This window comes from Henriciella barbarensis (genome assembly GCF_003576345.1).
Lineage (GTDB): Bacteria > Pseudomonadota > Alphaproteobacteria > Caulobacterales > Hyphomonadaceae > Henriciella > Henriciella barbarensis.
This window is the reverse complement of record NZ_QWGB01000004.1, coordinates 57,871-84,614: the sequence shown is the minus strand read 5'-3', so window position 1 is coordinate 84,614 and position 26,744 is coordinate 57,871. Positions and strand designations below refer to the sequence as shown.

The following is a 26,744-nucleotide window of genomic DNA, read 5'->3' as shown; positions in this document are numbered from 1 at the left end:
CATCTTCATTTCCAGAAGGAAGGGTTTCGCATGGGCCGACTGATTGCCATCTCGAACCGCACCGCAGCTGATCCGAGTGCCCGCGCAGGCGGCCTCGCCGTCGCGGTCTGGGAGTCGCTTACATCGACAGGCGGCATGTGGTTCGGCTGGTCAGGTAATATCGTCAAAGGTGAGCCGGGCCCGCCCGAGCACATCACCGATGAAGGCGTCGACTTCGTCGTCACCGATTTTACCGAGGCCGAGCATGACGGCTTCTATCTGCAATATGCCAACCGGGTCATCTGGCCGGTCTTCCACTACCGCGTGGACCTTGCCCATTTCGGCGATACCGATTTCGAGGCCTATGAGAAGGTGAACAAGCGGATCGCCGACATGGTGGTGCCGCACCTTGAGAAAGGCGACAGCGTCTGGGTCCACGACTATCATTTCCTGCTGATGGGCGACTTTTTGAGGAAAGGTGGATGGGACGGCCCGATCGGCTTTTTCCTCCATATTCCCTTCCCGTCGCCTGAAGTTTTCCGCGCCCTGCCCGAACATGAGCAGATCGCACGCGCCATGTGCGAGTTCGATGTGCTCGGCTTCCAGTCAGAAAATGACCGCTCCAACTTCGTGCAGTTCCTCGTGCGTTCCTGCGACGGGGTTGATGAGGGCGATGGCTGGATCAGCGTCTTCGGCAGGCGGATCAGGGCGAACGCCTATCCGATCGGGATAGAGGCAGAGAGCTTCGCGAAACTTGCCGTTGGTCAGCGCGCCAAGACCGCCGCCACCCGGATCGGCAAATTCCTTGGCGGACGCAAGCTCGTCCTTGGGGTGGACCGGATGGATTATTCCAAGGGCCTGCCACAGCGCTTTGAGGCCGTCGGCAAGATGTTCGACAATTTTCCGTCGACGCGAGGGCGCGTCTCGTTCACGCAGATTGCCCCACCATCCCGCTCCAAGGTGGAGGAGTATCAGGATCTTCGTGTCCAGCTTGATGAGCTGGCGGGCCGCATCAATGGCGATTATGGCGACCTCGACTGGATCCCGCTTCGCTATCTTGCGCGCTCCTATGACCGGAAAGAGCTCGCCGGGCTGTACCGGATTGCGTCCGTCTGCCTCGTGACGCCGTTGCGGGACGGGATGAACCTCGTCGCCAAGGAGTTCGTGATGGCGCAGGACCCGGACGACCCGGGCGTGCTGATCCTGTCGCAGTTTGCAGGCGCCGCCGAGCAGCTCTCCGATACGCTGATCGTCAATCCGCATGACCGCTACCACGTCGCCGAGACGATCTACAAAGCCCTCGAAATGCCCCTTGAAGAGCGGCAGGAACGCTGGGAAAAGCTGCGCCGGACGGTTGTCGAGCAGGATATCTCCTGGTGGCGACAGAAATTCCTCGATGATCTGGACGTCGATACTTGTTGATGAATACCCCTTCTGACCTGCCAGATCTCGACCATCGGCACGCGCTCTTCCTTGATTTCGATGGCACGCTCGCGCCGTTGCAGGACGATGCGTCGACGGTAAAATTGCCGGACGGGATTGCCGAAGAGCTGACGCGGCTGAAGGAGACGCTCGGCGGTGCGCTGATCATTATCAGCGGGCGTGACGTGCGGGATCTTTCTTCCCGTGTGCCAGACACGCTCTGGCGCGCAGGCACACACGGGCTCGAGATTTGCGCGCCGGGCGAAAGCCCAGACGAGACACGCTCGGTGGCACCTGAGGCGCTGACGGTGGCAGCCAGGGATGCCGTCGCTGGTCTAGAAGGTGTTCATGCAGAGACCAAGGGCGAAGTCATTGCCTTTCACTACCGTCTGAATCCGGCGTCTGGTACCATCCTGCACGAGCGGCTTGTGGCGGGTCTTTCAAGTGTCGATGGCTACAAGCTTCAGGCCGGCAAGATGATTTTCGAGGCCAAACCTGCAGGCGCGAACAAGGGCAAGGCCGTTGAAAAACTGCTCGTGCTGGCGGCTATCGAAGACCGCATACCGATCATGGTGGGTGATGACACAACGGACGAGGACGCGTTCGATGTCGTCAACCGCCTCGGCGGAGTGTCGATAAAGGTGGGCGACGGCGAAACACGGGCCACCTACCGGCTGGAAGGCCCGGAAGCGGTGGCAGACTGGATCAAGCGTCAGGGGCGCAAATGAGTAATCTCGAACTCGGTATTATCGGCAATGGCACGGTCGCAGGCCTGATTGATGAGCATGGCGAATGCGTCTGGATGTGCCTGCCGCGTCTCGACGGTGAACCTGTCTTCAACAGCCTGCTTGGCGGACGCGGCAAGTTCGCAATCACGCTGCAGGGCCATTGCAAGAGCACGCAGCGCTATCGCCGCAATACCGCCGTCATAGAGACCGAGCTGGAAGCCGAAGACGGTTCTGCCATCCGCATTACAGATTATTGTCCGCGTTTCATGGACAAGGGCCGGATGTTCCGGCCTGCTTCCATGGTGCGCCGGATCACGCCGCTGCGGGGCATGCCGCGCATCCGGGTGGACCTGTTCGCGCAAAGCCAGCGCGGCGACTACAACATGGTCACACGTCGCGGCGTGAACCACATCAAGTTCCTGGATGAGAATGCAGGCTTCCGCATCACGACGGATGCGCCGGTTTCCTATGTTATGGATGGCCGCGACTTCGTGCTCGACAGGGAAGTCAGCTTCCTGATGGGCCCGGATGAGAGCCTGTCAGACCGGGTGGGCGTCATCGCGCTGGAATGGCTGGAGCGCACCGTCGATCAATGGATGAGCTGGTCACGCCGGCTCGCGACCCCGCCGGACTGGCAGGATGCAGTGATCCGCGCCGCGATCACGCTGAAGCTCTGCGTCTATGAAGAGACGGGCGGTATCGTTGCAGCGCTGACGACGTCCATACCGGAGCATGCAGGCTCTGAGCGCAATTGGGACTATCGCTTCTGCTGGCTGCGGGACGCCTATTTCACAGTCACGGCGCTGAACCGCCTCTCTGCAGTCGGGACGCTGGAATACTATCTCGCCTATCTTCGCAACACGGTCACCCATACCAGGGGCGGGCATATCCAGCCAGTCTATGGCATCGCGCTGGAGCATGATCTGACCGAAGGCTTTGCCAATGCTTTGCCCGGCTATCGCGGTATGGGGCCGGTGCGCTTTGGCAATCAGGCGGCCGAGCATATCCAGCACGATGTCTATGGCCATGTCGTCCTTGGCGCGAGCCAGGCCTTCTTCGATGACCGCCTGCACGCCAAGGCGGGCGAGTTGGAGTTCGAGCATTTCGAAGGCGTGGGGGAGCGCGCCTATGCGGTCTGGAATACGCCGGACGCAGGAATCTGGGAGTTTCGCGGCAAGGCGCACATCCACACCTCCTCTGCCATCATGTGCTGGGCGGCGTGCGACCGGCTGGCCCGGATCGCCACTTTCCTCGGCAAACCTGAGCGCGCCAATTACTGGAATGCCAAGGCCGACGAGATGCGCACCGGCATTCTTGATCTCGCCTGGAATGAGAAGCGCCAGGCCTTTACCGGCGCCTTTGGTGAGGACGCCCTCGACGCATCCGTCCTGCTGATGGCGGAGATCGGCTTTATCGACGCCATGGATGAGCGTTTCATCAAGACCGTCGAGCGGATCGATGAGGAGCTGCGCGATGGCTATCATGTCTACCGCTACCGGGTGGAAGACGATTTCGGCCTGCCACAGACCGCCTTCACCGCTTGTACCTTCTGGCACATTGATGCCCTCTCGCGCATTGGCCGGATTGAGGAAGCGCGCGCCATGTTCGAGGATGTGCTTGCCCATCGAACGCGTCTTGGATTGCTCTCGGAAGACATCGACACATCGACGGGTGAGCTCTGGGGCAATTTCCCACAGACTTATTCGATGGTCGGCATTATCAATGCGGCTAACAGGCTGAGCCGCGACTGGGATGAGGTTGTCTGATAACTCCTGATCAGCGATGGTTGGCTGAAAAGGGAGCGACCCATGCCAGCCGTCCAGCCGAACACAGAACAGATGACCCGTTTTGCCAAAGATGCGCATGACGGCCCGATCGTCATGATCAATTTGCTGAAATTCAAGGACAAGGCCGAGTATCCGGCCGACGCGCCGGAGGCCAAGGAAGGCCTGACCGGCGAGGAAGCCTATAACCGCTATGGCGAAGGGCTTGTCGAACTGGGCAACGACCCGCAGATCGGCCTGAAACCCCTCTATACCGGCAGCGGCCAGGGCTATCTCATCGGCGGCGGCGAGGAATGGGACCGCGTCCTGGTCGTCCACTATCCGTCCCGCCAGCACATGCTGCGCATGATGCGGGACCCGCGCTATCAGAAGGCCCATCGCCACCGCGAGGCTGGCCTGAAGTATCAGGAACTGATCGAAACACACCCAATGGGCTAAGCGGCGTCGCCGCGATCTGAAGGAGCAACGCATGAATGCCTGGACACTCATAAAGGCCTCCCTGGCCGCGATCGCGCTGACGGCTTGCGCGACGCCCCCTGACACCGCCCCGGTTCAGAACGAGATCGCTCTCAGCGAGGGCGTCGACTGGGTCGCGAACAATCCTGAATGGGCCGAGAAGGCGCAGCAAGTTTTCGCGCTGGCGACCGATTATGTGGAAGACGTTGCCGAAACCCATGAGCGGGGCACCTGGGCGGTCGCCCTCGATATCGACGAGACGGTGCTCAATAATGTCGACTACCAGATCAGGCGTGAGCAGATTGGCGAAAGCTATACGCCGGAAAGCTGGCATGAATGGACGTCCGAAAAGTCCGCAACGCTGGTGCCTGGGGCCAAGGAATTCATCGAACGCGTCAACGAACTTGGCGGCCATGTCGCGCTGGTTACAAACCGGGCTGACACTGAACAGCTCTGGACTGAAGAGAACCTCGCCAGCGTCGGGCTGGAGCGCAATGAAGACTTCCGCGTCCTGCTGACCCGCGCGCAACCGGATGGCTCATCCGACAAGACGCCGCGTTTCGATGTGGTGCCTGCCATGCTGGCCGCTCAGGGATATCCCGGTGTAGAGATCGTCGCCTTCATCGGCGACAACCGTCACGACCGGCCGCAGCCGATCAGCGCAGACGACAAATTCTTCTGCATCGATCAGGGCGGCATGTATGGCACTCCCTGCGCGCAGCGCCCCCAACCGGTGATGAACTGATGACTGAGAATTATAAGGTCCACGGCGCGCTCGGCTCGCCCTATTCCATGAAGGTGCGCGCCGCGATGCGGGCCAAGCGCCTGCCTCATGTCTGGGTCCCGATGACGGCAGACATACGCGGCGATGTCCTGAGCCAGGTAAGAGCCCCCGTCATTCCCGTAATCCGGACGCCAGACGGCCAATGGACGAACGATTCCACACCATTCCTTCTGGCGCTGGAGGATGAAGGCCGCGCCATCCTGCCGCCAGACCCGGTCCAGCGCTTTGCCTGCCTGCTGCTTGAGGACATGGCAGACGAATGGACCATGAAGGCGATGTTCCACTATCGTTGGCACTATAACGAAGACGCCGAATGGTGCGCGAACTGGCTGATGTATGACAGCTTGCCGCTGGCAGGCCGAGAACAGGTCGAGCAGGCCGCAGCCGGTATTCGCGAGCGGCAGATCTCTCGGATGGCGCTGGTCGGCTGCACGCCAGAGACCAAGCCTGTTATCGAAGGCTCTTTCGCCCGCGTGACCCAGCATCTGGAAGAGGTCGCCCTTGGCGAAACGCTATTCCTGTTTGGTAACCGGCCCTCCCTGGCCGACCTTGCTTTCTATGGACAGGTAAAGGTGATGAGCGTCGACCCGACGCCGATGGCCTTCCTGCGCAAGGAGCGACCCTATTTCTATCGCTGGCTCGACATGGTTGATGATGCGTCCGGCATCGATGGCGACTGGACGGACGAGCCATCAGCCCCGGTGAGATCGCTACTCGCTGTGGCAGGCGATACCTATCTGCCTTTCCTCAGCGCCAATGAAGAAGCGCTGAAGGCTGGGCATGAAACATTCAGCCTGGAGCTTGAAGGAAAGCCGTACACGCAGGGTGTCTTCAAGTATCAGCTACGCTGCCTGATGGCGCTTCGAGAGGCCTGGAAGGATCTGCCGGAAGAGGCAAGGTCTACGCTCTCAGGCATGATCGGGCCGAACGCGGCGATACTGGACGGCTGACCGTCCATGAACTCAAACATTCCTATCTTCGTCATCCCGGTTTTCGCGTAGCGAAACACCGGGACCCAGGCGGGCGATCTGCAAACACTTTTGAATCTGGGTCCCGGCTCTCCCTTCGGTCGGCCGGGATGACGATAAGGTGTTAACGCCCGACGAGACCTACGCCGTCAGCAGGATCTTGCAGATCGCCTCGAGACCTTCGCGGTCCACCTCGTCGAAAGCGTCGAATTCCGTGGAGTCGACATCGAGAACGGCGGCGAGCTTTCCGTCTGCGTCGAAGACCGGCACGACGATCTCTGAGTTGGAACGGGAGTCGCATGCGATGTGCCCCGGGAAGATATGTACGTCCGGCACAAGCTGTGTCTCACCGTTCGCCGCGCAGGCGCCGCAGACGCCCTTGCCGAACGGGATACGCAGGCAGCCAAGCGTGCCCTGGTACGGACCAACGACAAGCTCTTCAGGCTTTTGCGGATCGACAACATAGAAGCCTGTCCAGAAGAATCGCGGGCGGAAGGCTTCGGCCAGAAGACAGGCCGCAGACGCATAGCGGGCAGGCACATAAGTCTCGCCCGAAACGAGGCTTTCGATTTCTAGTTTCAGCTCTGCATAGCGTTCGGCGCGGTCCATGGGCGTCTCCTTGAATGTCGCGTCCCGCATATCGGTGATCGTGGCGCTAATCTCAATGCCCCATGGACGCCGCGCTGTTGCTCTGAAATAGTCACAAGGGTCTGGAGGGAATGGGCGCATGCAAAAGACGCAAGAGGAGGCGATTGCTTGAAGTCCATTCTACTTGGCGCCCTTCTTTCTGTTCTGATGTTCGCAAGCTTCTTTTCCGGCACGACAGCCATCGCACAGGAGGCCGTCAGCGACGAAGCCGATGTCGAGGCACTGGTCGAAGCGCACACGTCAAACAGCCGCATACAGTCCGAACGCCCGACTTTCGAGCCGGAACCGGACGAAGCAACTCCGCGTCGCAATAACGGTATCATCGAAGCCATCGGCAAATTCTTCGCCTGGATTTTCCAGAATTTTGGCTGGCTCATCCGCTACCTGCTGATCGGCGCAGTGGTGGCCGTCGTGGCCTATGCGCTCTGGTACATGCTTGGTGGGCTGACCCTGCCCGGCCGGCGCAAGCGCGAACTGAAAGCCGAAGCAGATGTTTCCATCATCGACGAGGGCAGGCCCGTTCGGAAAGAGGCAGAAGCCCTGCTGCAGCAGGCCGACGCGCTTGCCGCAGAAGGGCGCTATGCTGAAGCCGTCCACCTCCTCCTCTTCCGCTCCATTGCCGACCTCAATGCACGGCGCGCAGGGGGCGTGCCGCAATCGCTGACCGCGCGAGAGATTGAACGCCTCGGCGACCTGCCGGAACGCGCGCGGGCCGCGCTCTCTCCCATCATCCGTCTCGTCGAGAAGTCCTTCTTCGGTGACCGACCCGTCGATCAGAGTGGCTGGACAGAAGCGCGGGCGTCCTATGAGGCGTTCGCCTTCAAGGAGGCACGCGCATGAGTGAACGCCTCCCTCAGGCGCGCACGCCCTTTACCGGCCGCGTCATCATCATCCTGATAGTCGTTTCGCTGCTTTCGCTTGGCGCTGTGCTCACCCTGATGGCGTGGTCGCCGGACCTTGCGTCCCGTGACCGGGCTGGTCCGACGCCCTATTCGCGCTCGGCAACGGGGTATGAAGGGCTGATCAACATGCTGGAGGCGCAGGGCCGCGATGTCAGCGTCTCGCGCCTGCCCCGCACAATGGAGACCGGTGGGCGGCGCATGGTTGTCGCAACGCTCGGCATAAGTGGACGCAGCCTTGAGCCGGACGAAATTTCCGGGCCGGCCCTGATCGTCCTGCCGAAATGGAATTACCGCGCCAATCCCGCCAGGCGCAGCTGGGAGCTGACCTCAGACCTCGCCTCGACCGAGCGCGTGCGGATCCTGCTGCGCGACTTCGATGAAGATGGCGAAATTGCGCGCGGGCAGAACCCGGGCACAGTGAAAACGTCATTCGGAACGTTCAGCCCGGACTTCGAAAACGAGATGCAGGTTATCGAGGCCGACCAGCTGGAGCCGCTGATTTCCGCGGCAGGCGGCGTGCTGCTCGGCAAGGTACCGAACCGTGAACTCTATGTCCTGTCTGACCCCGACCTTCTCAATAATTTCGGCCTGTCACGGCTGGAAAATACGCGGCTTGGCCTCGGCATTATTGCTGACCTCTCCGACAATGGCAGCCGCCCCATAGTGTTCGATGCGACGCTGCACGGGTTTGAGCATTCAACAAACCTTCTCAAGATCCTGCTCGATATCCCTTTCCTCGGCGCAACGCTGATTGGCCTCGCGACAATGCTGCTGGTTGGCTGGGCGTCGGCAGTTCGTTTTGGCGCACCGGAGCGCGAGACACGTGCGATCCAGGCCGGCAAGCGCGCATTGGCGGACAATTCAGCAGGCCTCATCGCGATGGCAGGGCGCGAAAAACGTATGGCGCCGGGCTACCTTGCTCTCAGCCGCCGCGCCTTGAGCCGGGAACTTGGCCTGCCGCGCACCCTCTCGGAGGAAGAGTATCAGGCCCTGCTCGACCGGATGGCCGAGCAGCAGGGCATGGGGACGAGTTTTTCGAAGCTTCAGGCGGGGCTCTCTTCACCTGCAAGCTCCCGCGATGACCTCAGGAACAAGGCCCGCGCGCTCTGGCGCTGGCGCAAGGAGATGACACATGAGCAATGAGACAGTTCAGGGCCTCGCCGGCCGGATCAGGTCTGAGGTCTCTAAGGCGGTGATCGGACAGGCCGACACCGTCGACCTCATGCTGACAGCGCTATTCTCTGCAGGCCACATCCTGCTTGAAGGCCCGCCCGGCACCGCGAAGACGTTGTTGACCCAGTGCTTTGCCGCAGCCATCGATCTCGACTTCGGTCGCATCCAGTTCACACCGGACCTGATGCCGGGTGACGTCTTGGGTACGAACCTCTTCAACTTCCAGACCAATAAGTTCTCGCTCACCAAGGGGCCGATCTTCACCGATATCCTGCTAGCGGACGAGATCAACCGGACCCCGCCGAAGACGCAGGCCGCCCTGCTCGAAGCCATGCAGGAGCGGAAGGTGACCATCGATGGCAAGGCGCACACGCTGAATGACCGCTTCATGGTCATCGCGACGCAGAACCCGATCGAGCAGCAGGGCACCTACCCGCTGCCGGAAGCCCAGCTCGACCGCTTCCTGTTCAAGCATGTCCTCGACTATCCAACGCGGGACGAAGAACTCGCCATCGTCACGGGCCATGGCAACCGCACAGGCATGCGCACCGCAGCGGCTTTCGGAGTCTCATCCGTCGTCACCGCCACCGAGCTGAATGAGGCTGTCGCGAGCGTCGCCAGTGTAAAGGTGAAGGAGGATATCGCAGGCTATATCGTCGATATCGTCCGTGCGACACGCGAAACGCCGGCGCTAGAAACCGGGGCGAGCCCCCGCGCAGCTGCGGCAATCGCAGCGGCATCGCGGTCGCGCGCCGCGCTCGATGGGCGCGACTTCGTTATCCCTGATGATGTGAAGACGTTGGCGCGACCGGCCTTGCGCCACCGTGTCATCCTCTCGCCTGCGGCCGAGATTGAGGGGCGCAGCACGGACGAGACCCTCGCGGCCCTGATCGACCAGACGCCTGCGCCGCGATGATATCAAGGATGCCCTCTTCGACCCGCATTCGCGGGCCACTTCCCCCGCGCGCGGGGGAAGAAGCACTAACGCCGATGGTGTGCCCGCTCACGGGGGAGGTGCCCGGCAGGGCGGAGGGGGCGGCAGCCGCAATATCGGGCGAGGCTAACGCATGATCGCACCGACCCTGCGCGCCGTCTTCCTGATGCTGGCCGGGCTGCCTGTGCTCGTGGTGATTGCGATTGCCGCGCCGGGGCTCTGGACGCTTTCGGCTGGCTGGGTCGCAGGTGTGCTGGCGCTGATGCTGGCCGACACCGCGCTTGTCGCACGCGCCTCCGACCTCAGCATCGAGGTCGATGCGCCGCCGCTTCTTTACATTTCAGGCGATGATCCGGTTCAGGTCACCTACCGCTTTCGCCGTGGCCCCCTGCCCCGTCTGGTCGAGACAGAGATGCAGACCAATGAGCTGATCGAGCCGCCTGTGCGCAAATGGCTGAAAGGCTTCAACGACAATGCGCACACGGCTGAATATACGCTGACGCCGTTGCGCCGGGGGACCGGACGCATCGAGCGCATCTGGGCGCGCTGGAAAGGCCCGCTTAGCCTTGTGGCCATCCGCAAGACCGAGACGCTCGGCACCGAACTCGCCATCACGCCGAATACGCGCTGGGTAAAGGATGAAGCTGTGCGGCTCTACCAGCGCGATGCAGACTTTGGCATCAAGATGCAGATCGACCGCGGCGACGGGTCTGAGTTTGACGCTCTGAGAGAGTTCACCGCGGGCATGGACCGGCGCGCCATCGACTGGAAACATTCAGCCCGCCACAACACGCTGCTCGCCAAGGAATTTCGTACTGAGCGCAATCACAATATCGTCTTCGCCTTCGATACAGGGCGTCTGATGAGCGAGCCACTGCGCGGCGTCCCCAAGATTGACCGCGCGATTAATTCAGCCCTGCTTCTGGCTTATGTGTCACTGCGCTCTGGTGACCGGACAGCCATTTTCGGCTTTGATGCGCGTCCTGGCATCGCTTCCAGCCTTCTGACGGGTCCTGGCGCCTTTCCGCATGTGCAGAAGCTTGCCTCAGAGCTCGACTATTCGGCGGAGGACGCGAACTATACGCTTGCCCTGACCACACTCGCGGGACGGCTGGAGCGACGCTCGCTCGTCATCCTCTTCACTGATTTCGTCGACACGATCTCAGCTGAACTCATGCTCGAGCACGTCCGGCGCCTGACCGACAAGCACATCGTTGTCTTCGCCACGTTCGAGGATGAGGCGCTCTCTTCAATGATCGATGCTGAGCCCACCTCGTCAGAGGATGTCAGCCGCGCCGTCATCGCTGATACGCTGCTGCAGGAGCGCGAAGTGGTGTTCCGCAAGCTACAGCGGATGGGGGTGCAGATCGTCGAGACCACACCGGAAAAATTCGGCTCCGAGCTTGTCTCACGCTATCTCGACATCAAGCGGAGGGAGCTCATTTGAACGACCGGGTAATGAAATCCTACCGCTTCCGTGAGGAGCGCGAGGCCGACTGGCAGGCACTGGACCGTATCGTGACGCGCGCCGAAAAGCGCGGCGTCAAACGCCTGTCGGACGAGGACATGCTGGCCCTGCCCCGGCTTTATCGTCAGGCGGTCTCGTCGCTCTCGATGGCACGCTCCATCTCGCTCGACCAGAACCTGCTCGCCTATCTCGAGACGTTGTGTGCGCGTGCCTATTTCTTTGTCTATGGCACTCGCGCCAGCATGGGCGCGCGGATCGCCCAGTATTTCAGGCGCGACTGGCCGGATGCCGTATCGCGTGCCGTTCTGCCGACGCTGCTGGCGGCGCTTTGCCTGTTCGGTGGCGGCCTTCTCGCCTTCATCCTGACATGGCAGGACCCTGAATGGTTCTGGACGTTCAATTCCGGCTGGGACAGCCGCAACCCCGACGCGGGATACGACTATCTGCGCTCTACACTCTATACGGAAGAAACCAATATCGCGGACATGTTGGGAGCTTTCGCCGCTCAGCTATTCTCGCACAACAGCACGATTGCCATCACAGCCTTTGCGCTTGGGTTCTGCCTCGGCATCCCGACGACTGTCCTGCTTGTCTATAATGGCCTCAGCATTGGCAGTTTCATGGCTGTCTTCTTCTCCAAAAACCTGGGCGCAGAGCTGACCGGCTGGCTCTTCATCCACGGCGTCACAGAGCTGTTCGCTATCGTCCTTGCAGGCACGGCAGGCTTCATGATTGGTGGGGCCGTGGCGTTCCCGGGCAAGAGGACGCGCATGCAGTCACTGCGTGATACCGGTAACCAGGCAGCGCTGGTTATCATGGGGGCGGTGATCATGCTGTTCCTCGCCGCGCTGCTCGAAGGGTTCGGCCGTCAGCTCATCAATAGCGACATGACGCGCTATGCCATCGCAATCGGAACGCTGATCTTCTGGCTCGCCTATTTCTACTGGCCCCGCCGCATGGACGAAGCTGAATAATGGCAAAGCGCAAAGGCAAGAAGGTCAGCCAAGCGATCGAGGCCCGCCGAGAGGCGCTGCGGCGCCGTGATATGCGGGTGAAAGAACAGGAGCGACAGGCAAGGCGCATCAGACCGCTCGTCACGCCGGAAGGTGCAGCGCTCAATTTGCGTGTGGCCACAGCGTCAGAACGGGCGGGCGCATTCCTTCTCGACTTCTCGATCCTGGTGATCACGTTCATTGCTTTCAGCTGGCTTGTCGCGATTGTCTTCTCGGAAATGGGTTTCCGCGGCTGGCAGATCGCAGGCTCCATCGCGGCGGTCGTCGTCTTTCTACTGCGGGTCTTCTATTTCACCTTCTTTGAAGTCGGCCGGAAAGCGGCGACGCCAGGCAAGCGCGCACTCGGTCTGCGGGTCGCCGCGCGCAATGGCGGCAGGTTGACGGCAAATGCCGTGCTTGCCCGCAACTTCATGCGCGAACTCGAAGTTTTCCTGCCGCTCACCTTGTTGGTCATGGGATCGGAAGACGCAGTCGGCGCGTGGATCCGCCTGCTTGCGCTGGTCTGGGCGGCTACCTTCGTTCTCTTCCCGCTGTTCAACTCCGAAAAGCTTCGCGTCGGCGATCTCATCGCAGGCACGATGGTCATTCATGCGCCGCGCGTGAAACTCAAGAAGGACATCACGTCCGCAGAACCCCTGGCGACCGCAGGCAATCACACATTCACGCATGAGGAACTTGATGCTTATGGCATCCACGAACTGCATGTGCTGGAGGATGTGCTTCGCCAGTCCACGCCGGAGATCAAAGCCAAGGTCGCTGACCGCATTCGCAACAAGATAAGCCGCGAAGCGTCCCCGACATCTGACGACCTCGCTTTCCTCGAAGCCTATTACGCAGCGCTACGTGCACGTCTCGAACAACGCATGCTGTTCGGAGACCGGAAAGCCGACAAGTTCGACACACGCTGAACCGGTTTTTTCCGGAACACCCCTTCTTTTTCTGCGTTCGAAGCTCCGAAGACTGGGCCCCCCGTCGTGAAGGCCGAGCCCCGTACAAAGACCGGAATGCCCAGGGAGAAGGACGATCAATTCGCAAAACGAAGATATTTGCGCTGAGGCAGACTCCTGCCTTGCCTCGAAACTTGAAAAACTTGCGCCGCTTTCACCGGCGCAGGCCGATCTTCTGGCCTCGCTGGAGAAAGACAAGGAAGATCTCGACAAAGACGAAATCCTGACGAAAGAGGGCGAACCGCTCGACGAACTCTTCATCCTGAAAAAAGGATGGGCCATCGCGACACGCGAAGAAACGGAAGGTCGTCCGCACATTCCGACGGTGTATCACCCGGGTGATATCATAGGCCTTAGCGATGCAGCCTTCGCTCAAACGCTAAATACCACGATCGCCGCGACGCGGCTCGTGGTCTGCCGGTTTCCGCGCGAGCGGCTAACCGACGTTCTGCGACAGTCGCCGCGCATCAGCGGACTGATCCTCGCGCTTAGCATGATTGATCAGGCGATGCTGAATGACCGCATCATTGTCTGCCGCCGTACCGACGGGCATCTGAGATTGGTCCTCTTCCTCCTGCAGACCATGTCGCGATTGCGTCTGATGGAACCCGTGCTGCATGACCAGTTTCACTGCCCCCTCACGCAAGAACAGATCGGGGCAGCGACAGGACTGTCTGCGGTGCACGTGAGCCGGTCGGTCAAGAAGCTGCTGGAACTCGGCCTAATCGAGCGCCACAAGCGTTTCTTCCGGCTGAAAGACGAGGCCGGGCTGAATGAGCTGGTCGGTTATGTGAACCGCTATGAGCACCTGGACCTAAGCTGGGTCCCCGAAGACAGGTAGGCCCTTCGAGCAAAACGTTCGTCAGGCAAAAAATTATGTGAAGTGGTGGGCCCGGAGGGACTTGAACCCCCGACCAGACCGTTATGAGCGGTCCGCTCTAACCAACTGAGCTACAGGCCCTGGTCGCATCGGCTGCGCGATTTGCAACATGCCGCCGTCACGATGGTGCCGCAATGGCCTAATTGAATGAGGACTGCAAGTCAGCATTCCCTGCAGACCGACAAGGAGACGTAACAGATGAAGATGCCATCAGCCCGCACCATGGTGACCAGCTCAATCGTCGCCGCCGCCCTCGCTGGCGGTGCTGCGATTGCCCAGCAGTCCACCCCCTCCCAGGGCATTCCGAACCAGCAGGCCGTCCCGTCCAACCACGCAAACTCCATCCAGCCGGAAACCACGCTTTCGGTGTCGGCCTCTGGTGAAGTGTCGCGTGCCCCTGACATTGCGACGATCACTGCCGGTGTTCATACAGAGGCGGAAACTGCTTCTGCCGCGATGAGCCAGAATGCTGCTTCCATGGATGGCGTCTATTCCGCGCTTGAGGCGGCAGGCATCGCAGCGCGCGACATGCAGACATCGAACCTCTCGCTGCAACCGCGCTACGACTATTCGAACCGCGATGGCGCGCCGCCGCGTCTTGTCGGCTACACCGCCAGCAACCAGCTGAGCGTCAAAGTACGTGATCTCGATAACCTTGGCCGCACGATGGACGCGATTGTGCAGGAAGGCGGCAATACGATTTCCGGCCTCCAGTTCAGCCTTGATGACCCGACCGAAGCCCATAATGAAGCACGCCGCCAGGCGATCCAGACGGCCGTGAAGCGCGCCAATCTCTATGCGCAGGAAACAGGCTACCGCGTCGCGCGCATCGTGACGATCAGCGAGCAGTCGAGCGGCGGCTACCAGCCCCAACCCATGATGAGGATGCGTGCCGAGTCCGCTGATGCTTCGACCCAGGTCGCCCGCGGCGAAGTCAGCTATTCGGTTACGGTCGATGTGACGTTCGAGCTTCGCCAGTAGGCGCTGCCAAGCCTTTCGCGAGACATGAAAAAAAGGGCGGGCCCGGTCGCGGGTCCGCCCTTCTTTTCATCTCAATGCGTTAGCGCTGGCCTAGTAAGCTGCACTCGGCGTCTTCTGCTCATTGGCATCGTCCAGCAGAACGACCGTCGGCGCGTGCTGGCTGGCCTTTTCGGCCTCGATGGACGCGAATGCGGCGATGATGACCTTGTCGCCTACAGAAAAATGACGGGCCGCAGCGCCGTTCACACCAATCGTGCGTGACCCGCGTGGTGCTTCGATCGCATAGGTCTGAATTCGGGCGCCATTGGTTACATTCCAGATGTCGACGCGCTCGTTCGGGAGAATACCCGATGCGTCCAGCAGTTCCTGGTCAATGGAAACCGAGCCCTCGTAGTGAAGGTCGCACTGGGTCACAGTGGCCGAGTGCAGTTTCGCTTTCAGCATGTTGAGAAGCATTTCGGATCTCCAATGGCTCTCTGCAATTGCCCCAAACTATATATGGGCGCGAGTGCCCCTGCGTAAAGGTAATATGACGCGCCGCAACAAACTGCGCTTAAAGCATAATGACCGGGGCGGGTGAAGGGTTTCACGGCGTCATGCCATGAAAATCTGCATGAACACCCCTGTTAGACGCGCGTCTTTGGCGTAGATATTCTTCATCCGAGCCCCATGGCAGCCATGGACAACCGGGCGCAGAAGGACACCTCGGAACTTATGTTTCTCGCAGATTATTCCGAATGGGTCGCGATCGCGATCATTCTCGTCATGCTGGCAAGCTTTCTGCTCGAACGCCTGCCGCCAGCCGCAACCGCCATAGCTGGCGCGGCCGCTTTTATCGCGCTCGGCTATGTCGGGGAACAGCCTGCCCTTGGCGCTTTCTCCAACAGCGCGCCGATCACCATTGGTGCGATGTTCATCCTTGCCGCAGCTCTGCAACGCACGGGCGTGCTTGAACACCTCGCCTCGCGCATACTGGCACTTGCTGACACGTCCGGGCTCGGCGCTATCCTGCTTGTAGCGGTCGTAACCATCGTGGCTTCAGGTTTTGTGAACAACACCGCGGTCGTTGTGATCCTGGTGCCGGTCGTGATTGCGCTGGCGCAGAAGCTTTCTGTGTCGAAGAAGCGCCTGCTCATTCCGCTCTCCTACATATCCATCCTCGGCGGCACGCTGACCCTGATCGGTACATCCACCAACCTTATCGTCGCGGGCGTCGCCCTCTCACGCGGGCTGGAAAGGTTCAGCATCTTCGAGATTACAGGCATCGGCGTGGTGACCCTGATCGTAACGCTGGGCTTCCTGCTCATTTTCGGGCGCTGGCTCCTTCCATCCGGCGAGGTCGAGGACGATGACGATGTCAGACCTCAGACTTTTCTGACCGACATCTTCCCCAATGAGGACACCAGGGCGATTGGCGTCAGCCCGGATGATCTGCCAGCACTGAAAGTGAAGGGCGTAAGGCTTGTTTCCCAGCGCCGCGGCAACCGCATCGTGACAGCGAAAGACGAAGATCGCGAACTTGCCGCTGGCGACCGGCTGACCATCCGCGCCACGCTGGAAGAGCTTTTGACGTTTGCAGGCAGTGAAGCCTTCAAGACAGGTCTTCGCCTGCGCCGCCATCATGCCGATGAGCCGAAACAGGTACAGGCAACCATCACGCCGACCGATTCCAATATCGGCCGCCCGCTATCTCTCCTGTCCTACCTCTCGGATTATCAGATCACCGTGCGAGGCCTTGCCCGTCCAGGCAATCAGCCTGGCCCCACGCTGGCAAGTTGCCGCTTGCGCGCCGGGGATCGGTTGCTGCTGGAGGGCAGCGAGGCCACACTGCGCTCGCTCGCGAGCTCAACGCCGCTTGTCATCGAGCAGGAAATCGACGCTGTTCCCTTCCGCCGTGGTCACGCCCCGGTCGCGATTGGCACGCTGGCAGGCGTGATCCTGGCGAGCGCCCTGTTCAGCTTCCCGATTGTCCTGTCCGCCTTGATCGGTGTGGGCATCGTCATGGCGACAGGGTGTATTACCGCGACCGATGCCTGGCGCTCGCTTCAGGCGAACGTGCTCGCGCTGATTGTCGCCATGCTGATCGTCGGCCAAGGGCTGGAACAGGCCGGCGCCGTTGATGTGATCGTGTCGGGCGTCTCACCGCTCTTGCTGGCAGCCTCGCCCTTTATCGTGCTGCTTCTGATTTATGCGCTGACTTCAGTTCTGACTGAGCTCGTCACCAATGCTGCCGTCGCTGTCATCATGACGCCATTGGTGATTGAGCTTGCGGCGAACCTCGGTATGGATCCGCGCGCGCTTGTGCTTGCCGTGATGTTTGGGGCGAGTGCGAGTTTCGCCTCACCCATTGGGTATCAGACCAACACGATCGTCTACACGGCGGGTGGCTACAGATTTGCTGACTTCCTGAAGGTCGGCCTGCCAATGAATGCCATAGCAGGCCTCGCTTCATGTACGGCGATCTGGGTGTTCTTCCTGTAGCGCCGACGGCAAATCAGGCTACCACTCGGCAACAATCTTGCCGAAATGCTTACCTGCATGCTGGTACGCGAAAGCGTCGCCAAGCTCACCGAGACCGAAGCTCTTGTCGATGACCGGCTTGAGGCCGCCATGTTCAATAGCACGGACGAAGTCCTGCTGCTCTGCGCGGGAGCCGACGATCAGCCCTTCAAGACGAGCCTGTTTCTGCATGAGCAGCGCGGTTGGCACGTCACCGCTTACCCCAGTCAGAACACCGATCAGGGCGATATGACCGCCGACGCGAACCGCCTTGATGGATTGAGACAATGTGCCGGCGCCGCCAACCTCGACAACGACATCTGCGCCGCGTCCACCGGTAAGTTTTCCAACCGTGGAGCCCCACTTTTCGTCGCTCTTGTAGTTGATCACATGGTCGGCACCGAGCGCTTTCACGCGCTCAAGCTTTTCATCCGATGAGGAGGTCGCAATGACTTCGGCGCCCATCATCTTGGCGATCTGGATAGCAAAGACCGACACGCCGCCGGTGCCGAGGGCGAGGACGGTATCGCCGGCTTTCAGGCCGCCATCGACAACGAGGGCCCGCCAGGCAGTGAGACCGGCCGTCGTGATGGTTGCCGCCTCTGCGTGGCTCCAGCCCTTCGGGGCCTTCGTGAAGCTCGTCGCCGTCGCGACAACGGATTCGCGCGCATACCCATCGATGCCGTCACCGGGTGTACCGGAAAAGTCTGATACGCGCGGCGGGCCAGCCAGCCATTGCGGGAAGAAAGTCGACACGACATGGTCGCCTTCGGAAAACTCGCTAACGCCTTCACCGGCGGCCTCGACGACCCCTGCACCATCTGACATCGGGATACGTCCGTCAGCTGGCTTGCTCTGGCCTGAACACACAATGAGGTCATGGAAATTAAGTGAAGTTGCGTGCAGCCTGACGCGAATTTCCCCCGGCCCCGGCTCTTCGGCATCGTTGATCTCGACAAGATTGAGTTTGTCAAAGCCACCTGGGGCGGCGATCTTTACGGCTTTCATGGAGAGGCTCCTGCGAATTTCTGTCTGCGCTCCAGAGGTTGGACCGCCTACCAGCCTCGGCAAGGCCCGCTGCGTGATTTTCTAGATCCGCCAGGGTGGAAAGCGGCGATCGTCTCCGGCCTGATAGAGACAGATGCGGTTGCCGGCAGGGTCTCTCAGATAGGCTTCGCGCCAGCCCCAGCTCTGGTTTTCGGGCGGCCCCATAAACTTGAGACCCGCCCCGGACAGGCGGGTATATTCGGCGCTGAGGTCATCCACTTCGAAATAGACGAGCGGGTCGTCACACCCGCCCCAATCTTCGACATGGTGCAGTGAGAAAGTTGCCGGCTCTCCGCCATCAGCCTGTGGGCACTCAAAGCGCGCATAGCGGGGCGGGCTGTCGACGATCTGGATCAGGCCCAGCGTCTTGTAGAAGGCCACGCTGGCGGCGTAATCGCAGCACGGCACGGTCACCTGATTAAGCCTCATATTGCCTATCCCCCAATGTGCACAACAACGTCTCGCCGGTGCGGACGGTCCCGGTGCTCGAACAGGTAAATTCCCTGCCAGGTGCCAAGCATCATGGCACCATTCCTGAACGGGATCGACAGCGATGTCTGGGTAAGCGCCGCCTTGATATGGGCCGGCATGTCATCAGGCCCCTCGCTGTTGTGGCGCACCCAGCTCATCGACGCCTCGTCAGTGTGCGGCACTAACCTCCGGAAAAACTCATTGAGATCAGCGAGCACGTCCGGGTCAGCATTTTCCTGGATGAGCAGCGAGCAGGATGTGTGACGCACGAAAAGGGTGAGTAGCCCCTCAGCCAGGTTCATATCGCTCAGCGCATCCTCGACCGCCGCGGTGAAATCATAAAGGCCCGGCCCGGACGTCTGCACTCTCAACGTGGTGATCATGATTGCTCCTATTTCAGGAGATTGCCGCGATCACGCATTGCAAGGCAACGGCCCTGAAGCTTCAGGCCGCTTTCACTTCTTCTGGCGCCTCGAATGCCGACACAGATTGTGAGATGAGTTCGGCTTCACCGAAGATGGTCATGAAGCTGATATCGGCGGCGTCACGCCCGCAAATGATGCGGACCAGCTTCTCGGTTGGCGCCATGCGGGTCGGGTCGACCAGATGCCATTGGCCGTCGAGCCAGACATCGACGATGGCGTGGAAGTCAGGCGGATTAAGCCCCGGCGCATAGGCCGACACCATCCGCGCCGGAATACCAACGGCGCGGCAAAAACTGATCAGGACGTGCGCATAGTCGCGGCAGACCCCCTGACGGGCAGCAAACGTGTCGGCCGCCGTCGTATCGGCATCGCTGGCGCCTGGTACATACTGGAAATTATTGAAAATCCACTCTGCCATTTTCAGCACCTGGTCGCCGCCCTGCACGTCAGACAGCTCATTACGCGCAAACGCCTCGACGTCAGCGCCGCAACAGTAATGGCTGGGCATCAGATAGGTGATGACGTCTGCAGGCAACTGCACGCGCGGCGGCACGTATTTGCCAGCAATTTGAACGGGTCCCCGGCTTACATCGACCGTCGCCTTGTAGTGAATGCTGACAGGTCCGGCAGCCGCCATCCAGCAGCGCGTATCGGCCTCATCGGCATCGACGAGAAAGCCAAGGTCGGCATCGCCTTGAATGTCCAGCGAATCCGAAACGATGGTCTGGTCGGCCAAAGGGCGCGCCTTTAGCGCCAGCAGAACGTCTGCTGGTTGCGGGAAATTATAGTCGAGCCTGGCGTCAATCTGGATGCGCATCGCGGTGACCTGATTTGATGATTAGGCTGCCCTAGTCAGAGGGCTCGCCGATATCAACACAACGTCAACATCGAACTTAGGTTGCTTGTAGCCTGCGGCCAGTGTGCGCGAGGGGTCGCACCGGAACGCCAGCGCTGCCGACCACGTGTTTCACATTCAGAAGGTGCGCGATACCGGCCTCCCCCGGCTCCCGCGTCATCATGTCTCCAGACACCGCCTGATCTCTTTAGACAAACTGAATTTGGGGCGATACGAAGCAATTTGAGGCACATACAGAAGCAAGACGACCCAATCAGGAGGGACACCATGTCAAACGCACCACAGGATTTCGGAACGCTCGCTATCCATGCCGGGACAGAGGCCGATCCAGCGACAGGCGCGCGCCAGGTCCCGATCTATCAGACAACGGCCTATGAGTTTCGCGATGCCGATCACGCCGCGGCGCTCTTCGGCTTGCAGGAAGTCGGCTATATCTATTCGCGTCTGACCAACCCGACGATCGCGGCCCTACAGAACCGGATTGCCGAACTGGAAGGCGGCGCGGGCGCCGTCTGTACCTCATCAGGCCACGCCGCGCAGATCATGGCGCTCTTCCCGTTGATGGCACCAGGCCGCAACATCGTCGCTTCAACGCGCCTCTATGGCGGCACGATCACCCAGTTCAGTCAGACCTTCAAACGCTTTGGCTGGTCCGCGAAATTCGTCGACTTTGACGACCTAGACGCGGTCAAGGCCGCCATTGACGACGATACGCGCGCTGTCTTCTGCGAGTCCATCGCCAATCCCGGCGGCTATATCACCGACCTTGATGCCATCGCGCCCATTGCCGATGCAGCCGGCGTCCCGCTTATCGTGGACAATACAACGGCCACCCCGTATCTCTGCCGCCCTATCGAGCATGGCGCGACGCTGGTGGTCCACTCGCTCACCAAGTATATGACCGGCAATGGCACGGTGACCGGCGGCGTTGTCGTCGATTCCGGCAAGTTCGACTGGTCGGCCAGTGACAAATTTCCATCCCTCTCCCAACCTGAACCGGCCTATCACGGCCTTGTCTTCCAGGAGACATTCGGCCCGGCGGCCTTCACCTTCCACGGCATCGCCATCGGTCTTCGCGACCTCGGCATGACGATGAACCCGCAAGGCGCGCATTATACGCTGATGGGGATCGAGACCCTGCCGCTGCGCATGGAGAAACATGTCGCCAACGCCGAAAAGGTCGCCGCCTGGCTGGAAGGTCATGATGCCGTCGAGGGCGTCACCTATGCAGGTCTCGACAGCTCGCCCTACAAGTCGCGCGTCGCGAAAATTTGCCCGAAGGGGGCGAGCGGGCTTTTCACGGTTCAGCTGAAAGGCGGCTATGACGCTTGCGTGAAATTCGTCAGCGCCCTGAACCTCTTCAGCCATGTCGCCAATCTCGGCGATACGCGCTCACTGGTCATCCACCCGGCCTCGACCACGCACCGCCAGCTGACCGAAGAACAACAGACCGCCGCCGGCGCCGCACCGAACACAGTGCGCCTCTCCATCGGCATCGAAGGCGCCGACGACCTGATCGCGGACCTGGATCAGGCGCTGAAGGCGGCGACCTAAAACGCACCAGTCGTGTCGAGACGGCGCCCCGGCGCTGGTCTCGGCACTCGATTGCCACCGCGAGGACTGAAACGCGCCGGACTAAGCTGGCTGCCCCACCCGTTTGATCAGCTCCTGCGCGGCCAACGGGTCGCGCGCCTTGGCACCGGAAACGAAGAAAGCATAGACCTCGCGGGTTTTGGCCCAGTCTTTCAACGTTCCAGCCCAGTCATCCAGTGCTGCAGGGGCATATCCGGCTTTGTAGGTCTCACGGCTTTCCTGAAGCCGGGCATAGGCGAAATCGGCCGTCTCGACGTCTGGCATCGGCCAGTCTTCGGCGTCTGAATAGACCAGCGCGCAGCCATGTTTGCGCAGCATGTCGGTGAATTCGTCTGTCTTGAAGCTGTCATTGCGAACCTTGATGGCGTGACGGATGGCCAGCCCCTCATGCTCGGCGGGCAGCGCGTCCAGAAAGGCGCCGAAATAGTCCGCATCGAACTTGCGGCTCTCGGGAAACTGCCAGTTGATCGCGCCAAGCCGTTCACCAAGCTTCGTCACCCCGCCGCCAATAAACCAGTCGATGGCCTCCTTCATCTCGCCTGGTGTCTTGCGCGATGTCGTGAACCGCTGCGCCTTGACCGTGAACTTGAACCCATCGGGCGTCTGCTCCGCCCAGTTCTCAAAGACGTGCGGCTTCTGGTTTCGGTAGAAGGTGGAGTTGATCTCGATCGCGGTCAGCTGGCGCGAGGCATATTCAAGCTGCCGCTTCTTCGCGAGATCGCCGGGATAGAAGGTCTCTTCCCACGGCTCATAATTCCAGCCGCCAATGCCGATACGTATGGGATGGGTCATTTGGGGGCTACCTTGTCTGGTTCAAGGCGAAGCTAGCTAACCACGCCGTGAGTTACGACCCAAATCTTGTGGCTGGAACTACTCGTCCTGCCAATCTTCGCGACCGTGACGGATCCGCAGAATTCGTACACCGGCATCCTCGGAGACATAGAAGATAAGGTGAGCCCCATAGCGGCACACCCGCTGAGGCGGGAAGATTTCAAAGCGTTCTCGATAGGCTTGCGGAAAAGAAGATATCCGCTGAAACGCTCGCGTCAGGCCTTTTAGATAAGATCTCGTCTGGATGGGACCAAAGAGAACGCGCCCTTCAACGGCCATGAACTGAATGTCAGCAGCCGCGGCATCGGAAACAAAATAGGTCAAAGCCCCGCGCGCGTCATGATATCGTCCATGAAGCTATCGATATCATCCACCTCGACAAAGCCGCTCGCATAGGCCTCGTCGATCTTCTCCTGCATCGCGGCGATCTTCTCGCGCTTGGTAAGCTCGCGCCGGATGAGGTCTCGAACGACGTCTGAGGAGTTGGCGTATTTGCCATCCTTCGTCTGTTCCTCGACCCAGTCCTTCATCTGCTGCGGCAGAGAGATGTTCATCGTGGCCATTTGAAGAGTTCTCCTTTGACGGAGAGAAAAATGAGCACTATGGCAAAGTTTGTCAATCGCCCGCACTCCCGAACTTAGGTCGCAATTTACTGAGTTCTTTGATTTCAGTCTTCGCAAAGAAACACGCGACGAAAGGAAACGCGAGAAGGCTTGGGGCGCCCGCCGCTACCAACCCGGCCAAGGACATGCCTACGCCAGTTAGTCTGATAGACTTCTGAACGTAATCAGGCTGTGAATCATACCAAGACTCGAGGTCTTTCAGCGCTCCGTTTATCCGCTCTACCACCTGCTTCGGGGAGTCGGAATCGATGGCTTCCTCGACTTCAAGGAATCCAGAGTTAAGCTTGTCGAAGAAGATTATCTTCTGTGCTTGTTCGTCTATTTTTTCTTCGCTGTTCGGCTTATCGGCCGCGACCTGCGCTCGCTCAGCCTCACAAGCAACTTTCAAACCAGAGATAATTTTTTTGACAACGACAGTTTTCGTTTGGATCAGAGATCCAAGCTCTTCCTCCGCCGCGCTGTAAAGACGTGGAGCTGTCCCCGAGGACTCGTCCGCATCACTTGCCTCAACACTTATCGACCACCCCAAAATCTCCGCGATTTCAGCCATGATATCGTCTGGGGTTCGCGGATTGTCGCCGTCGCCCCAGAATTCTGTCGGCTTGTTGGCAATTTCATCAAGTTTTTGGTTTGGAAATGGATCGATCGAGGCGTCTTTCAGTATCTGATCGTACCAGCGCGCCCAGAGCGGCCAGGCCGAGCCGAAATCAACGAGCATAGATTTGAAGCGCGTTATCGCTTCTTCCAGCTCACCCGAAATTCCGGCCGGCCATAGAGGCATGCCTAAAAGCTCAACCGGATCATTCGTTTCAAAGGCGCGCCAATCCAGATCAGTCGCGTCCCAAAGTTTGTTCTTAATGGCGTCGTCGGCGTCGGAAGCGGCGGCGGCGTCGGAAGCGGCGGCGGCGTCGGAAGCGGCGGCGGAGTCGGAGGCGGCGGCCGCACGTGCGGCGAAGGTGGCGGCAAGGGCGGCGGCCGAGACCGCTTCGAAGGCGGGATCGGTCGTGCCGTCGTGATGGGCGTAGCCAAAGGACTCAGGATCGACTCTGGCGGCCGAGGTGGCGTCAGTTAAGGCTTTTGCGGCAGTGGCAGCTGAACCGGGCGCATGCCGCGAAACGAATGCGGACCTCAATGCCGCCATCGTCCATCGCTTATCAGGGACCGAAGCGATCATGGGAAGAACCCGCAGAGCAATGCGAAGAGCAATGACCCTAGCATGATCGGACGCTATACCGTCCGTCTTTAACGCCCTGTATAGCGTATGCGGGCTGTCGATCCGGGCCATCTTGCCAGCAGGCATGTTATTGTCGTCTGACATCAGCCCCTCCCCGGCGGGCCAGAGAGGGGTTGGATAGACCTACGTATCCAGGAAGCTCCGCAGCTTGCGGCTCCGGCTTGGGTGCTTGAGCTTGCGTAGCGCCTTGGCTTCGATCTGGCGGATACGTTCGCGGGTCACGCTGAACTGCTGGCCGACTTCTTCCAGAGTGTGGTCCGTGTTCATGCCGATGCCAAAGCGCATGCGCAGGACGCGTTCCTCACGCGGGGTGAGCGAGGCGAGCACGCGGGTCGTGGTTTCGCGCAGGTTTGACTGGATTGCGCTGTCGACCGGCAGAAGCGCCATCTTGTCTTCGATGAAGTCGCCAAGGTTGGAGTCTTCGTCGTCGCCAATCGGCGTTTCGAGCGAGATCGGCTCTTTCGCGATTTTCAGAACCTTGCGGATCTTTTCCAGCGGCAGGCCGAGCTTTTCAGCGAGCTCTTCCGGGGTCGGCTCACGGCCGATCTCATGCAGCATCTGGCGCTGGCTGCGCACGATCTTGTTGATCGTCTCGATCATGTGCACCGGAATACGGATCGTGCGGGCCTGGTCGGCGATGGACCTTGTGATGGCCTGACGGATCCACCAGGTCGCATAGGTCGAGAACTTGTAACCGCGGCGATATTCGAACTTATCGACCGCCTTCATGAGGCCGATGTTGCCCTCCTGAATCAGGTCAAGGAATTGCAGGCCGCGATTGGTGTATTTCTTCGCGATCGAAATCACGAGGCGGAGGTTTGCCTCCACCATTTCCTTTTTGGCGACGCGGGCTTCGCGTTCACCTTTCTGGACGCGCTGGACGATCTGGCGGAAATCATCGATCGGGATACCGATTTCCTGCGAAACAGCCGTGATTTCGTCGCGGATTTCGCCGATCTGCTCGCCTTGCGACTCAAAGAAGTTTTCCCACTTCTTCTTGGACCTGGCGGTCCCAAGCGTTTCTTCCTGCCAGTTCGGGTTCAGCTCATTGCCGAAATAGCTGTCGAGGAATTCCTTGCGCGGCACGCCCTTGGCATCGGCTAGACGCATCAGCTTGCCTTCGAGGCCCATCAGCTTCTTATTGATGGCGTAGAGCTGCTCAACAAGCGCTTCGATACGCGCATTGTTGATGTGCATCGTCTTGAGGTTGTCGACGATGGACTGGGCGAGCGCGTCGTATTCGTCGCGCGCATCAGAGGTCAGCGCCTTGCCTGCCATGCGGCGCTCAACGAGGCGCTCCTGCAGCTTGCGGTACTGACCGAAAGCAAGGGCGATCTCGTCCAGCTTGCCAAGGACACCGTCACGAAGCTCGGCCTCCATGGCGGACATGGACATGGCCTGACCTTCTTCCTCGTCCTCGCGTTCTTCGCGGGCGAGGCGTTCCTCGGTCGTTTCGTTCTCGCGCTCGCGGGCTTCGGCTTCTTTTTCTTCCTCAGTCTTTTCGCGCGGTTCTGGCGTCGGATTTTCCGCGCCATAGGTCGTTTCGAGATCGATCAGGTCGCGCAGAAGGATGCGCTCATTCATGAGCTCATCGCGCCAGACCATCATGGCCTCGAAGGTCAGCGGGCTCTCGCAGAGGCCGCGGATCATCGCATCGCGGCCAGCCTCGATACGCTTGGCGATGGCAATTTCGCCTTCACGCGACAGGAGTTCCACCGCGCCCATCTCACGCAGATACATGCGCACCGGATCATCGGTCCGGTCAGAGCCGCGGGCGTTGCCCTTCTTGACCACCGCGCCGGTGGTGCCGGTCTTGGTTACTGCCGTGCTCTTGGACGCGTTTTCCACTTCGTCTTCATTCTCGACGACCTGGATACCCATTTCGGAAAGAGCTGACATAGTGTCTTCGATCTGATCGGAGGACAGCTCCTCCGATGGAAGCACGTTGTTCAGTTCTTCATGCGTGACATAGCCCTTGGACTTTGCCTGCTTGATAAATTTCTTGATCTTCGAGTCGTTGAGATCGAGCACCGGACGATCGTCAGTCTCGACTTCGGCGCCGTTATTGTCACGCTTCTGGGCTTTCGCCATCTAACTC

General features: G+C 60.2%; 28 protein-coding genes and 1 tRNA gene. 16 read left to right on the top strand and 13 right to left on the bottom strand.

Annotated elements, in window-relative coordinates:
- The first annotated feature begins 30 nt into the window (after positions 1 to 30).
- Genes D1224_RS01665 through D1224_RS01640 form a run of 6 tightly spaced genes read left to right on the top strand, consistent with a single transcriptional unit; the run spans position 31 to position 6,103 of the window.
- Entirely contained in the window at positions 31 to 1,401 is a 1,371-nt protein-coding gene (locus D1224_RS01665) for an alpha,alpha-trehalose-phosphate synthase (UDP-forming) (RefSeq protein ID WP_119378205.1), read from the top strand.
- Positions 1,401 to 2,129, top strand: coding sequence for a trehalose-phosphatase (gene otsB / locus D1224_RS01660; protein ID WP_119378204.1), 729 nt, complete (start codon positions 1,401 to 1,403; stop codon positions 2,127 to 2,129). Before D1224_RS01665 ends, otsB begins: the two co-directional genes overlap by 1 nt.
- Positions 2,126 to 3,895 carry a glycoside hydrolase family 15 protein gene (locus tag D1224_RS01655; protein WP_119378203.1) on the top strand — a complete coding sequence of 590 codons (1,770 nt, stop codon included), beginning with the start codon at positions 2,126 to 2,128 and terminating at the stop codon, positions 3,893 to 3,895. The genes otsB and D1224_RS01655 overlap by 4 nt, the downstream gene beginning before the upstream one ends.
- 42 nt (positions 3,896 to 3,937) lie before the next feature.
- Complete coding sequence (locus D1224_RS01650) at positions 3,938 to 4,351, top strand: DUF1330 domain-containing protein (RefSeq protein ID WP_119378202.1); 414 nt, start codon at positions 3,938 to 3,940, stop codon at positions 4,349 to 4,351.
- Between the two features lie 31 nt (positions 4,352 to 4,382).
- Positions 4,383 to 5,114 carry an HAD family acid phosphatase gene (locus D1224_RS01645; RefSeq protein WP_119378201.1) on the top strand — a complete coding sequence of 244 codons (732 nt, stop codon included), beginning with the start codon at positions 4,383 to 4,385 and terminating at the stop codon, positions 5,112 to 5,114.
- Positions 5,114 to 6,103, top strand: coding sequence for a glutathione S-transferase family protein (locus D1224_RS01640; RefSeq protein WP_119378200.1), 990 nt, complete (start codon positions 5,114 to 5,116; stop codon positions 6,101 to 6,103). Before D1224_RS01645 ends, D1224_RS01640 begins: the two co-directional genes overlap by 1 nt.
- Before the next feature lie 159 nt (positions 6,104 to 6,262).
- Here the strand turns inward: D1224_RS01640 and D1224_RS01635 are convergent, their stop codons facing one another.
- Positions 6,263 to 6,730: a GAF domain-containing protein gene (locus tag D1224_RS01635; protein WP_119378419.1), complete on the bottom strand. Its 468-nt coding sequence runs from the start codon at positions 6,728 to 6,730 to the stop codon at positions 6,263 to 6,265.
- 147 nt (positions 6,731 to 6,877) lie between these two features.
- On the opposite strand from D1224_RS01635, the gene D1224_RS01630 reads away from it, so the two are divergent.
- The 6 genes from D1224_RS01630 to D1224_RS01605 all read left to right on the top strand — a co-directional run bounded on the left by D1224_RS01630 (position 6,878) and on the right by D1224_RS01605 (position 13,167).
- Positions 6,878 to 7,609 carry a DUF4129 domain-containing protein gene (locus D1224_RS01630; RefSeq protein WP_119378199.1) on the top strand — a complete coding sequence of 244 codons (732 nt, stop codon included), beginning with the start codon at positions 6,878 to 6,880 and terminating at the stop codon, positions 7,607 to 7,609.
- Entirely contained in the window at positions 7,606 to 8,814 is a 1,209-nt protein-coding gene (locus D1224_RS01625) for a hypothetical protein (protein WP_119378198.1), read from the top strand. The genes D1224_RS01630 and D1224_RS01625 overlap by 4 nt, the downstream gene beginning before the upstream one ends.
- Positions 8,804 to 9,760: an AAA family ATPase gene (locus tag D1224_RS01620; protein WP_119378197.1), complete on the top strand. Its 957-nt coding sequence runs from the start codon at positions 8,804 to 8,806 to the stop codon at positions 9,758 to 9,760. Before D1224_RS01625 ends, D1224_RS01620 begins: the two co-directional genes overlap by 11 nt.
- A gap of 151 nt (positions 9,761 to 9,911) precedes the next feature.
- Entirely contained in the window at positions 9,912 to 11,225 is a 1,314-nt protein-coding gene (locus D1224_RS01615; RefSeq protein WP_119378196.1) for a DUF58 domain-containing protein, read from the top strand.
- An 11-nt stretch (positions 11,226 to 11,236) separates the two neighbouring features.
- Positions 11,237 to 12,220, top strand: coding sequence for a stage II sporulation protein M (locus D1224_RS01610; protein ID WP_233350347.1), 984 nt, complete (start codon positions 11,237 to 11,239; stop codon positions 12,218 to 12,220).
- Positions 12,220 to 13,167 (top strand): RDD family protein, encoded by a 948-nt coding sequence (locus D1224_RS01605; RefSeq protein ID WP_119378194.1) that lies wholly within the window; start codon positions 12,220 to 12,222, stop codon positions 13,165 to 13,167. Before D1224_RS01610 ends, D1224_RS01605 begins: the two co-directional genes overlap by 1 nt.
- Before the next feature lie 193 nt (positions 13,168 to 13,360).
- On the opposite strand, the gene D1224_RS16385 is transcribed toward D1224_RS01605, so the two are convergent.
- Positions 13,361 to 13,522, bottom strand: coding sequence for a hypothetical protein (locus tag D1224_RS16385; RefSeq protein WP_182482123.1), 162 nt, complete (start codon positions 13,520 to 13,522; stop codon positions 13,361 to 13,363).
- Here D1224_RS16385 and D1224_RS01600 point away from each other — a divergent pair.
- Complete coding sequence (locus tag D1224_RS01600; RefSeq protein ID WP_325051430.1) at positions 13,466 to 14,047, top strand: Crp/Fnr family transcriptional regulator; 582 nt, start codon at positions 13,466 to 13,468, stop codon at positions 14,045 to 14,047. The two genes, D1224_RS16385 and D1224_RS01600, sit on opposite strands and share 57 nt — an antisense overlap.
- Before the next feature lie 43 nt (positions 14,048 to 14,090).
- Here the strand turns inward: D1224_RS01600 and D1224_RS01595 are convergent.
- Positions 14,091 to 14,167, bottom strand: a tRNA-Ile gene (locus D1224_RS01595).
- Positions 14,168 to 14,284: 117 nt separating this feature from the next.
- On the opposite strand from D1224_RS01595, the gene D1224_RS01590 reads away from it, so the two are divergent.
- Positions 14,285 to 15,067: an SIMPL domain-containing protein gene (locus tag D1224_RS01590; protein ID WP_233350346.1), complete on the top strand. Its 783-nt coding sequence runs from the start codon at positions 14,285 to 14,287 to the stop codon at positions 15,065 to 15,067.
- A 90-nt stretch (positions 15,068 to 15,157) separates the two neighbouring features.
- Here D1224_RS01590 and panD read toward each other — a convergent pair whose 3' ends face one another.
- Positions 15,158 to 15,523 (bottom strand): aspartate 1-decarboxylase, encoded by a 366-nt coding sequence (gene panD, locus D1224_RS01585; protein ID WP_119378192.1) that lies wholly within the window; start codon positions 15,521 to 15,523, stop codon positions 15,158 to 15,160.
- Positions 15,524 to 15,781: 258 nt separating this feature from the next.
- On the opposite strand from panD, the gene D1224_RS01580 reads away from it, so the two are divergent.
- The gene (locus tag D1224_RS01580) at positions 15,782 to 17,548 is read left to right on the top strand and encodes an SLC13 family permease (protein ID WP_182482122.1); all 1,767 of its coding nucleotides are present in this window, start codon (positions 15,782 to 15,784) and stop codon (positions 17,546 to 17,548) included.
- An 18-nt stretch (positions 17,549 to 17,566) separates the two neighbouring features.
- Here D1224_RS01580 and D1224_RS01575 read toward each other — a convergent pair whose 3' ends face one another.
- The 4 genes from D1224_RS01575 to D1224_RS01560 form a co-directional block, all read right to left on the bottom strand.
- Positions 17,567 to 18,574 (bottom strand): zinc-dependent alcohol dehydrogenase family protein, encoded by a 1,008-nt coding sequence (locus tag D1224_RS01575; protein WP_119378190.1) that lies wholly within the window; start codon positions 18,572 to 18,574, stop codon positions 17,567 to 17,569.
- 81 nt (positions 18,575 to 18,655) lie between these two features.
- Positions 18,656 to 19,042 carry a VOC family protein gene (locus tag D1224_RS01570; RefSeq protein ID WP_119378189.1) on the bottom strand — a complete coding sequence of 129 codons (387 nt, stop codon included), beginning with the start codon at positions 19,040 to 19,042 and terminating at the stop codon, positions 18,656 to 18,658.
- 5 nt (positions 19,043 to 19,047) lie between these two features.
- Entirely contained in the window at positions 19,048 to 19,467 is a 420-nt protein-coding gene (locus D1224_RS01565; RefSeq protein ID WP_119378188.1) for a secondary thiamine-phosphate synthase enzyme YjbQ, read from the bottom strand.
- Between the two features lie 61 nt (positions 19,468 to 19,528).
- On the bottom strand, positions 19,529 to 20,326 hold the full coding sequence (locus tag D1224_RS01560) for a transglutaminase-like domain-containing protein (RefSeq protein WP_119378187.1): 798 nt from the start codon (positions 20,324 to 20,326) through the stop codon (positions 19,529 to 19,531).
- Between the two features lie 306 nt (positions 20,327 to 20,632).
- Here D1224_RS01560 and D1224_RS01555 point away from each other — a divergent pair, with 306 nt between their 5' ends.
- On the top strand, positions 20,633 to 21,919 hold the full coding sequence (locus tag D1224_RS01555; RefSeq protein ID WP_119378186.1) for an O-acetylhomoserine aminocarboxypropyltransferase/cysteine synthase family protein: 1,287 nt from the start codon (positions 20,633 to 20,635) through the stop codon (positions 21,917 to 21,919).
- A gap of 81 nt (positions 21,920 to 22,000) precedes the next feature.
- Here D1224_RS01555 and D1224_RS01550 read toward each other — a convergent pair whose 3' ends face one another.
- From D1224_RS01550 to rpoD, 5 genes are all read right to left on the bottom strand, one after another.
- The gene (locus tag D1224_RS01550; RefSeq protein ID WP_119378185.1) at positions 22,001 to 22,750 is read right to left on the bottom strand and encodes a DUF72 domain-containing protein; all 750 of its coding nucleotides are present in this window, start codon (positions 22,748 to 22,750) and stop codon (positions 22,001 to 22,003) included.
- A 78-nt stretch (positions 22,751 to 22,828) separates the two neighbouring features.
- Complete coding sequence (locus D1224_RS01545; RefSeq protein WP_119378184.1) at positions 22,829 to 23,113, bottom strand: type II toxin-antitoxin system RelE/ParE family toxin; 285 nt, start codon at positions 23,111 to 23,113, stop codon at positions 22,829 to 22,831.
- A complete protein-coding gene (locus D1224_RS01540) occupies positions 23,110 to 23,352 on the bottom strand; it encodes a type II toxin-antitoxin system ParD family antitoxin (protein ID WP_119378183.1) in 243 nt (80 codons plus the stop codon). Before D1224_RS01540 ends, D1224_RS01545 begins: the two co-directional genes overlap by 4 nt.
- A gap of 52 nt (positions 23,353 to 23,404) precedes the next feature.
- Positions 23,405 to 24,730 (bottom strand): hypothetical protein, encoded by a 1,326-nt coding sequence (locus D1224_RS01535; protein ID WP_119378182.1) that lies wholly within the window; start codon positions 24,728 to 24,730, stop codon positions 23,405 to 23,407.
- Positions 24,731 to 24,769: 39 nt separating this feature from the next.
- Positions 24,770 to 26,737: an RNA polymerase sigma factor RpoD gene (rpoD, locus tag D1224_RS01530; RefSeq protein ID WP_119378181.1), complete on the bottom strand. Its 1,968-nt coding sequence runs from the start codon at positions 26,735 to 26,737 to the stop codon at positions 24,770 to 24,772.
- Positions 26,738 to 26,744: the final 7 nt, after the last annotated feature.

Bases quoted from the DNA above. Each gene is read 5' to 3' on its own strand.
- D1224_RS01645 (WP_119378201.1), top strand. From the start codon at position 4,383: ATGAATGCCTGGACACTCATAAAGGCCTCCCTGGCCGCGATCGCGCTG.
- D1224_RS01575 (WP_119378190.1), bottom strand. From the start codon at position 18,574: ATGAAAGCCGTAAAGATCGCCGCCCCAGGTGGCTTTGACAAACTCAAT.
- panD (WP_119378192.1), bottom strand. From the start codon at position 15,523: ATGCTTCTCAACATGCTGAAAGCGAAACTGCACTCGGCCACTGTGACC.
- D1224_RS01635 (WP_119378419.1), bottom strand. From the start codon at position 6,730: ATGGACCGCGCCGAACGCTATGCAGAGCTGAAACTAGAAATCGAAAGC.
- D1224_RS01550 (WP_119378185.1), bottom strand. From the start codon at position 22,750: ATGACCCATCCCATACGTATCGGCATTGGCGGCTGGAATTATGAGCCG.
- D1224_RS01610 (WP_233350347.1), top strand. From the start codon at position 11,237: ATGAAATCCTACCGCTTCCGTGAGGAGCGCGAGGCCGACTGGCAGGCA.
- D1224_RS01560 (WP_119378187.1), bottom strand. From the start codon at position 20,326: ATGCGCATCCAGATTGACGCCAGGCTCGACTATAATTTCCCGCAACCA.
- D1224_RS01665 (WP_119378205.1), top strand. From the start codon at position 31: ATGGGCCGACTGATTGCCATCTCGAACCGCACCGCAGCTGATCCGAGT.
- D1224_RS01620 (WP_119378197.1), top strand. From the start codon at position 8,804: ATGAGCAATGAGACAGTTCAGGGCCTCGCCGGCCGGATCAGGTCTGAG.
- D1224_RS01555 (WP_119378186.1), top strand. From the start codon at position 20,633: ATGTCAAACGCACCACAGGATTTCGGAACGCTCGCTATCCATGCCGGG.
- rpoD (WP_119378181.1), bottom strand. From the start codon at position 26,737: ATGGCGAAAGCCCAGAAGCGTGACAATAACGGCGCCGAAGTCGAGACT.
- D1224_RS01650 (WP_119378202.1), top strand. From the start codon at position 3,938: ATGCCAGCCGTCCAGCCGAACACAGAACAGATGACCCGTTTTGCCAAA.
- D1224_RS01570 (WP_119378189.1), bottom strand. From the start codon at position 19,042: ATGAGGCTTAATCAGGTGACCGTGCCGTGCTGCGATTACGCCGCCAGC.
- D1224_RS01640 (WP_119378200.1), top strand. From the start codon at position 5,114: ATGACTGAGAATTATAAGGTCCACGGCGCGCTCGGCTCGCCCTATTCC.
- D1224_RS01540 (WP_119378183.1), bottom strand. From the start codon at position 23,352: ATGGCCACGATGAACATCTCTCTGCCGCAGCAGATGAAGGACTGGGTC.
- otsB (WP_119378204.1), top strand. From the start codon at position 1,401: ATGAATACCCCTTCTGACCTGCCAGATCTCGACCATCGGCACGCGCTC.
- D1224_RS01535 (WP_119378182.1), bottom strand. From the start codon at position 24,730: ATGTCAGACGACAATAACATGCCTGCTGGCAAGATGGCCCGGATCGAC.
- D1224_RS01605 (WP_119378194.1), top strand. From the start codon at position 12,220: ATGGCAAAGCGCAAAGGCAAGAAGGTCAGCCAAGCGATCGAGGCCCGC.
- D1224_RS01590 (WP_233350346.1), top strand. From the start codon at position 14,285: ATGAAGATGCCATCAGCCCGCACCATGGTGACCAGCTCAATCGTCGCC.
- D1224_RS01580 (WP_182482122.1), top strand. From the start codon at position 15,782: ATGTTTCTCGCAGATTATTCCGAATGGGTCGCGATCGCGATCATTCTC.
- D1224_RS01625 (WP_119378198.1), top strand. From the start codon at position 7,606: ATGAGTGAACGCCTCCCTCAGGCGCGCACGCCCTTTACCGGCCGCGTC.
- D1224_RS01615 (WP_119378196.1), top strand. From the start codon at position 9,912: ATGATCGCACCGACCCTGCGCGCCGTCTTCCTGATGCTGGCCGGGCTG.
- D1224_RS01655 (WP_119378203.1), top strand. From the start codon at position 2,126: ATGAGTAATCTCGAACTCGGTATTATCGGCAATGGCACGGTCGCAGGC.
- D1224_RS01565 (WP_119378188.1), bottom strand. From the start codon at position 19,467: ATGATCACCACGTTGAGAGTGCAGACGTCCGGGCCGGGCCTTTATGAT.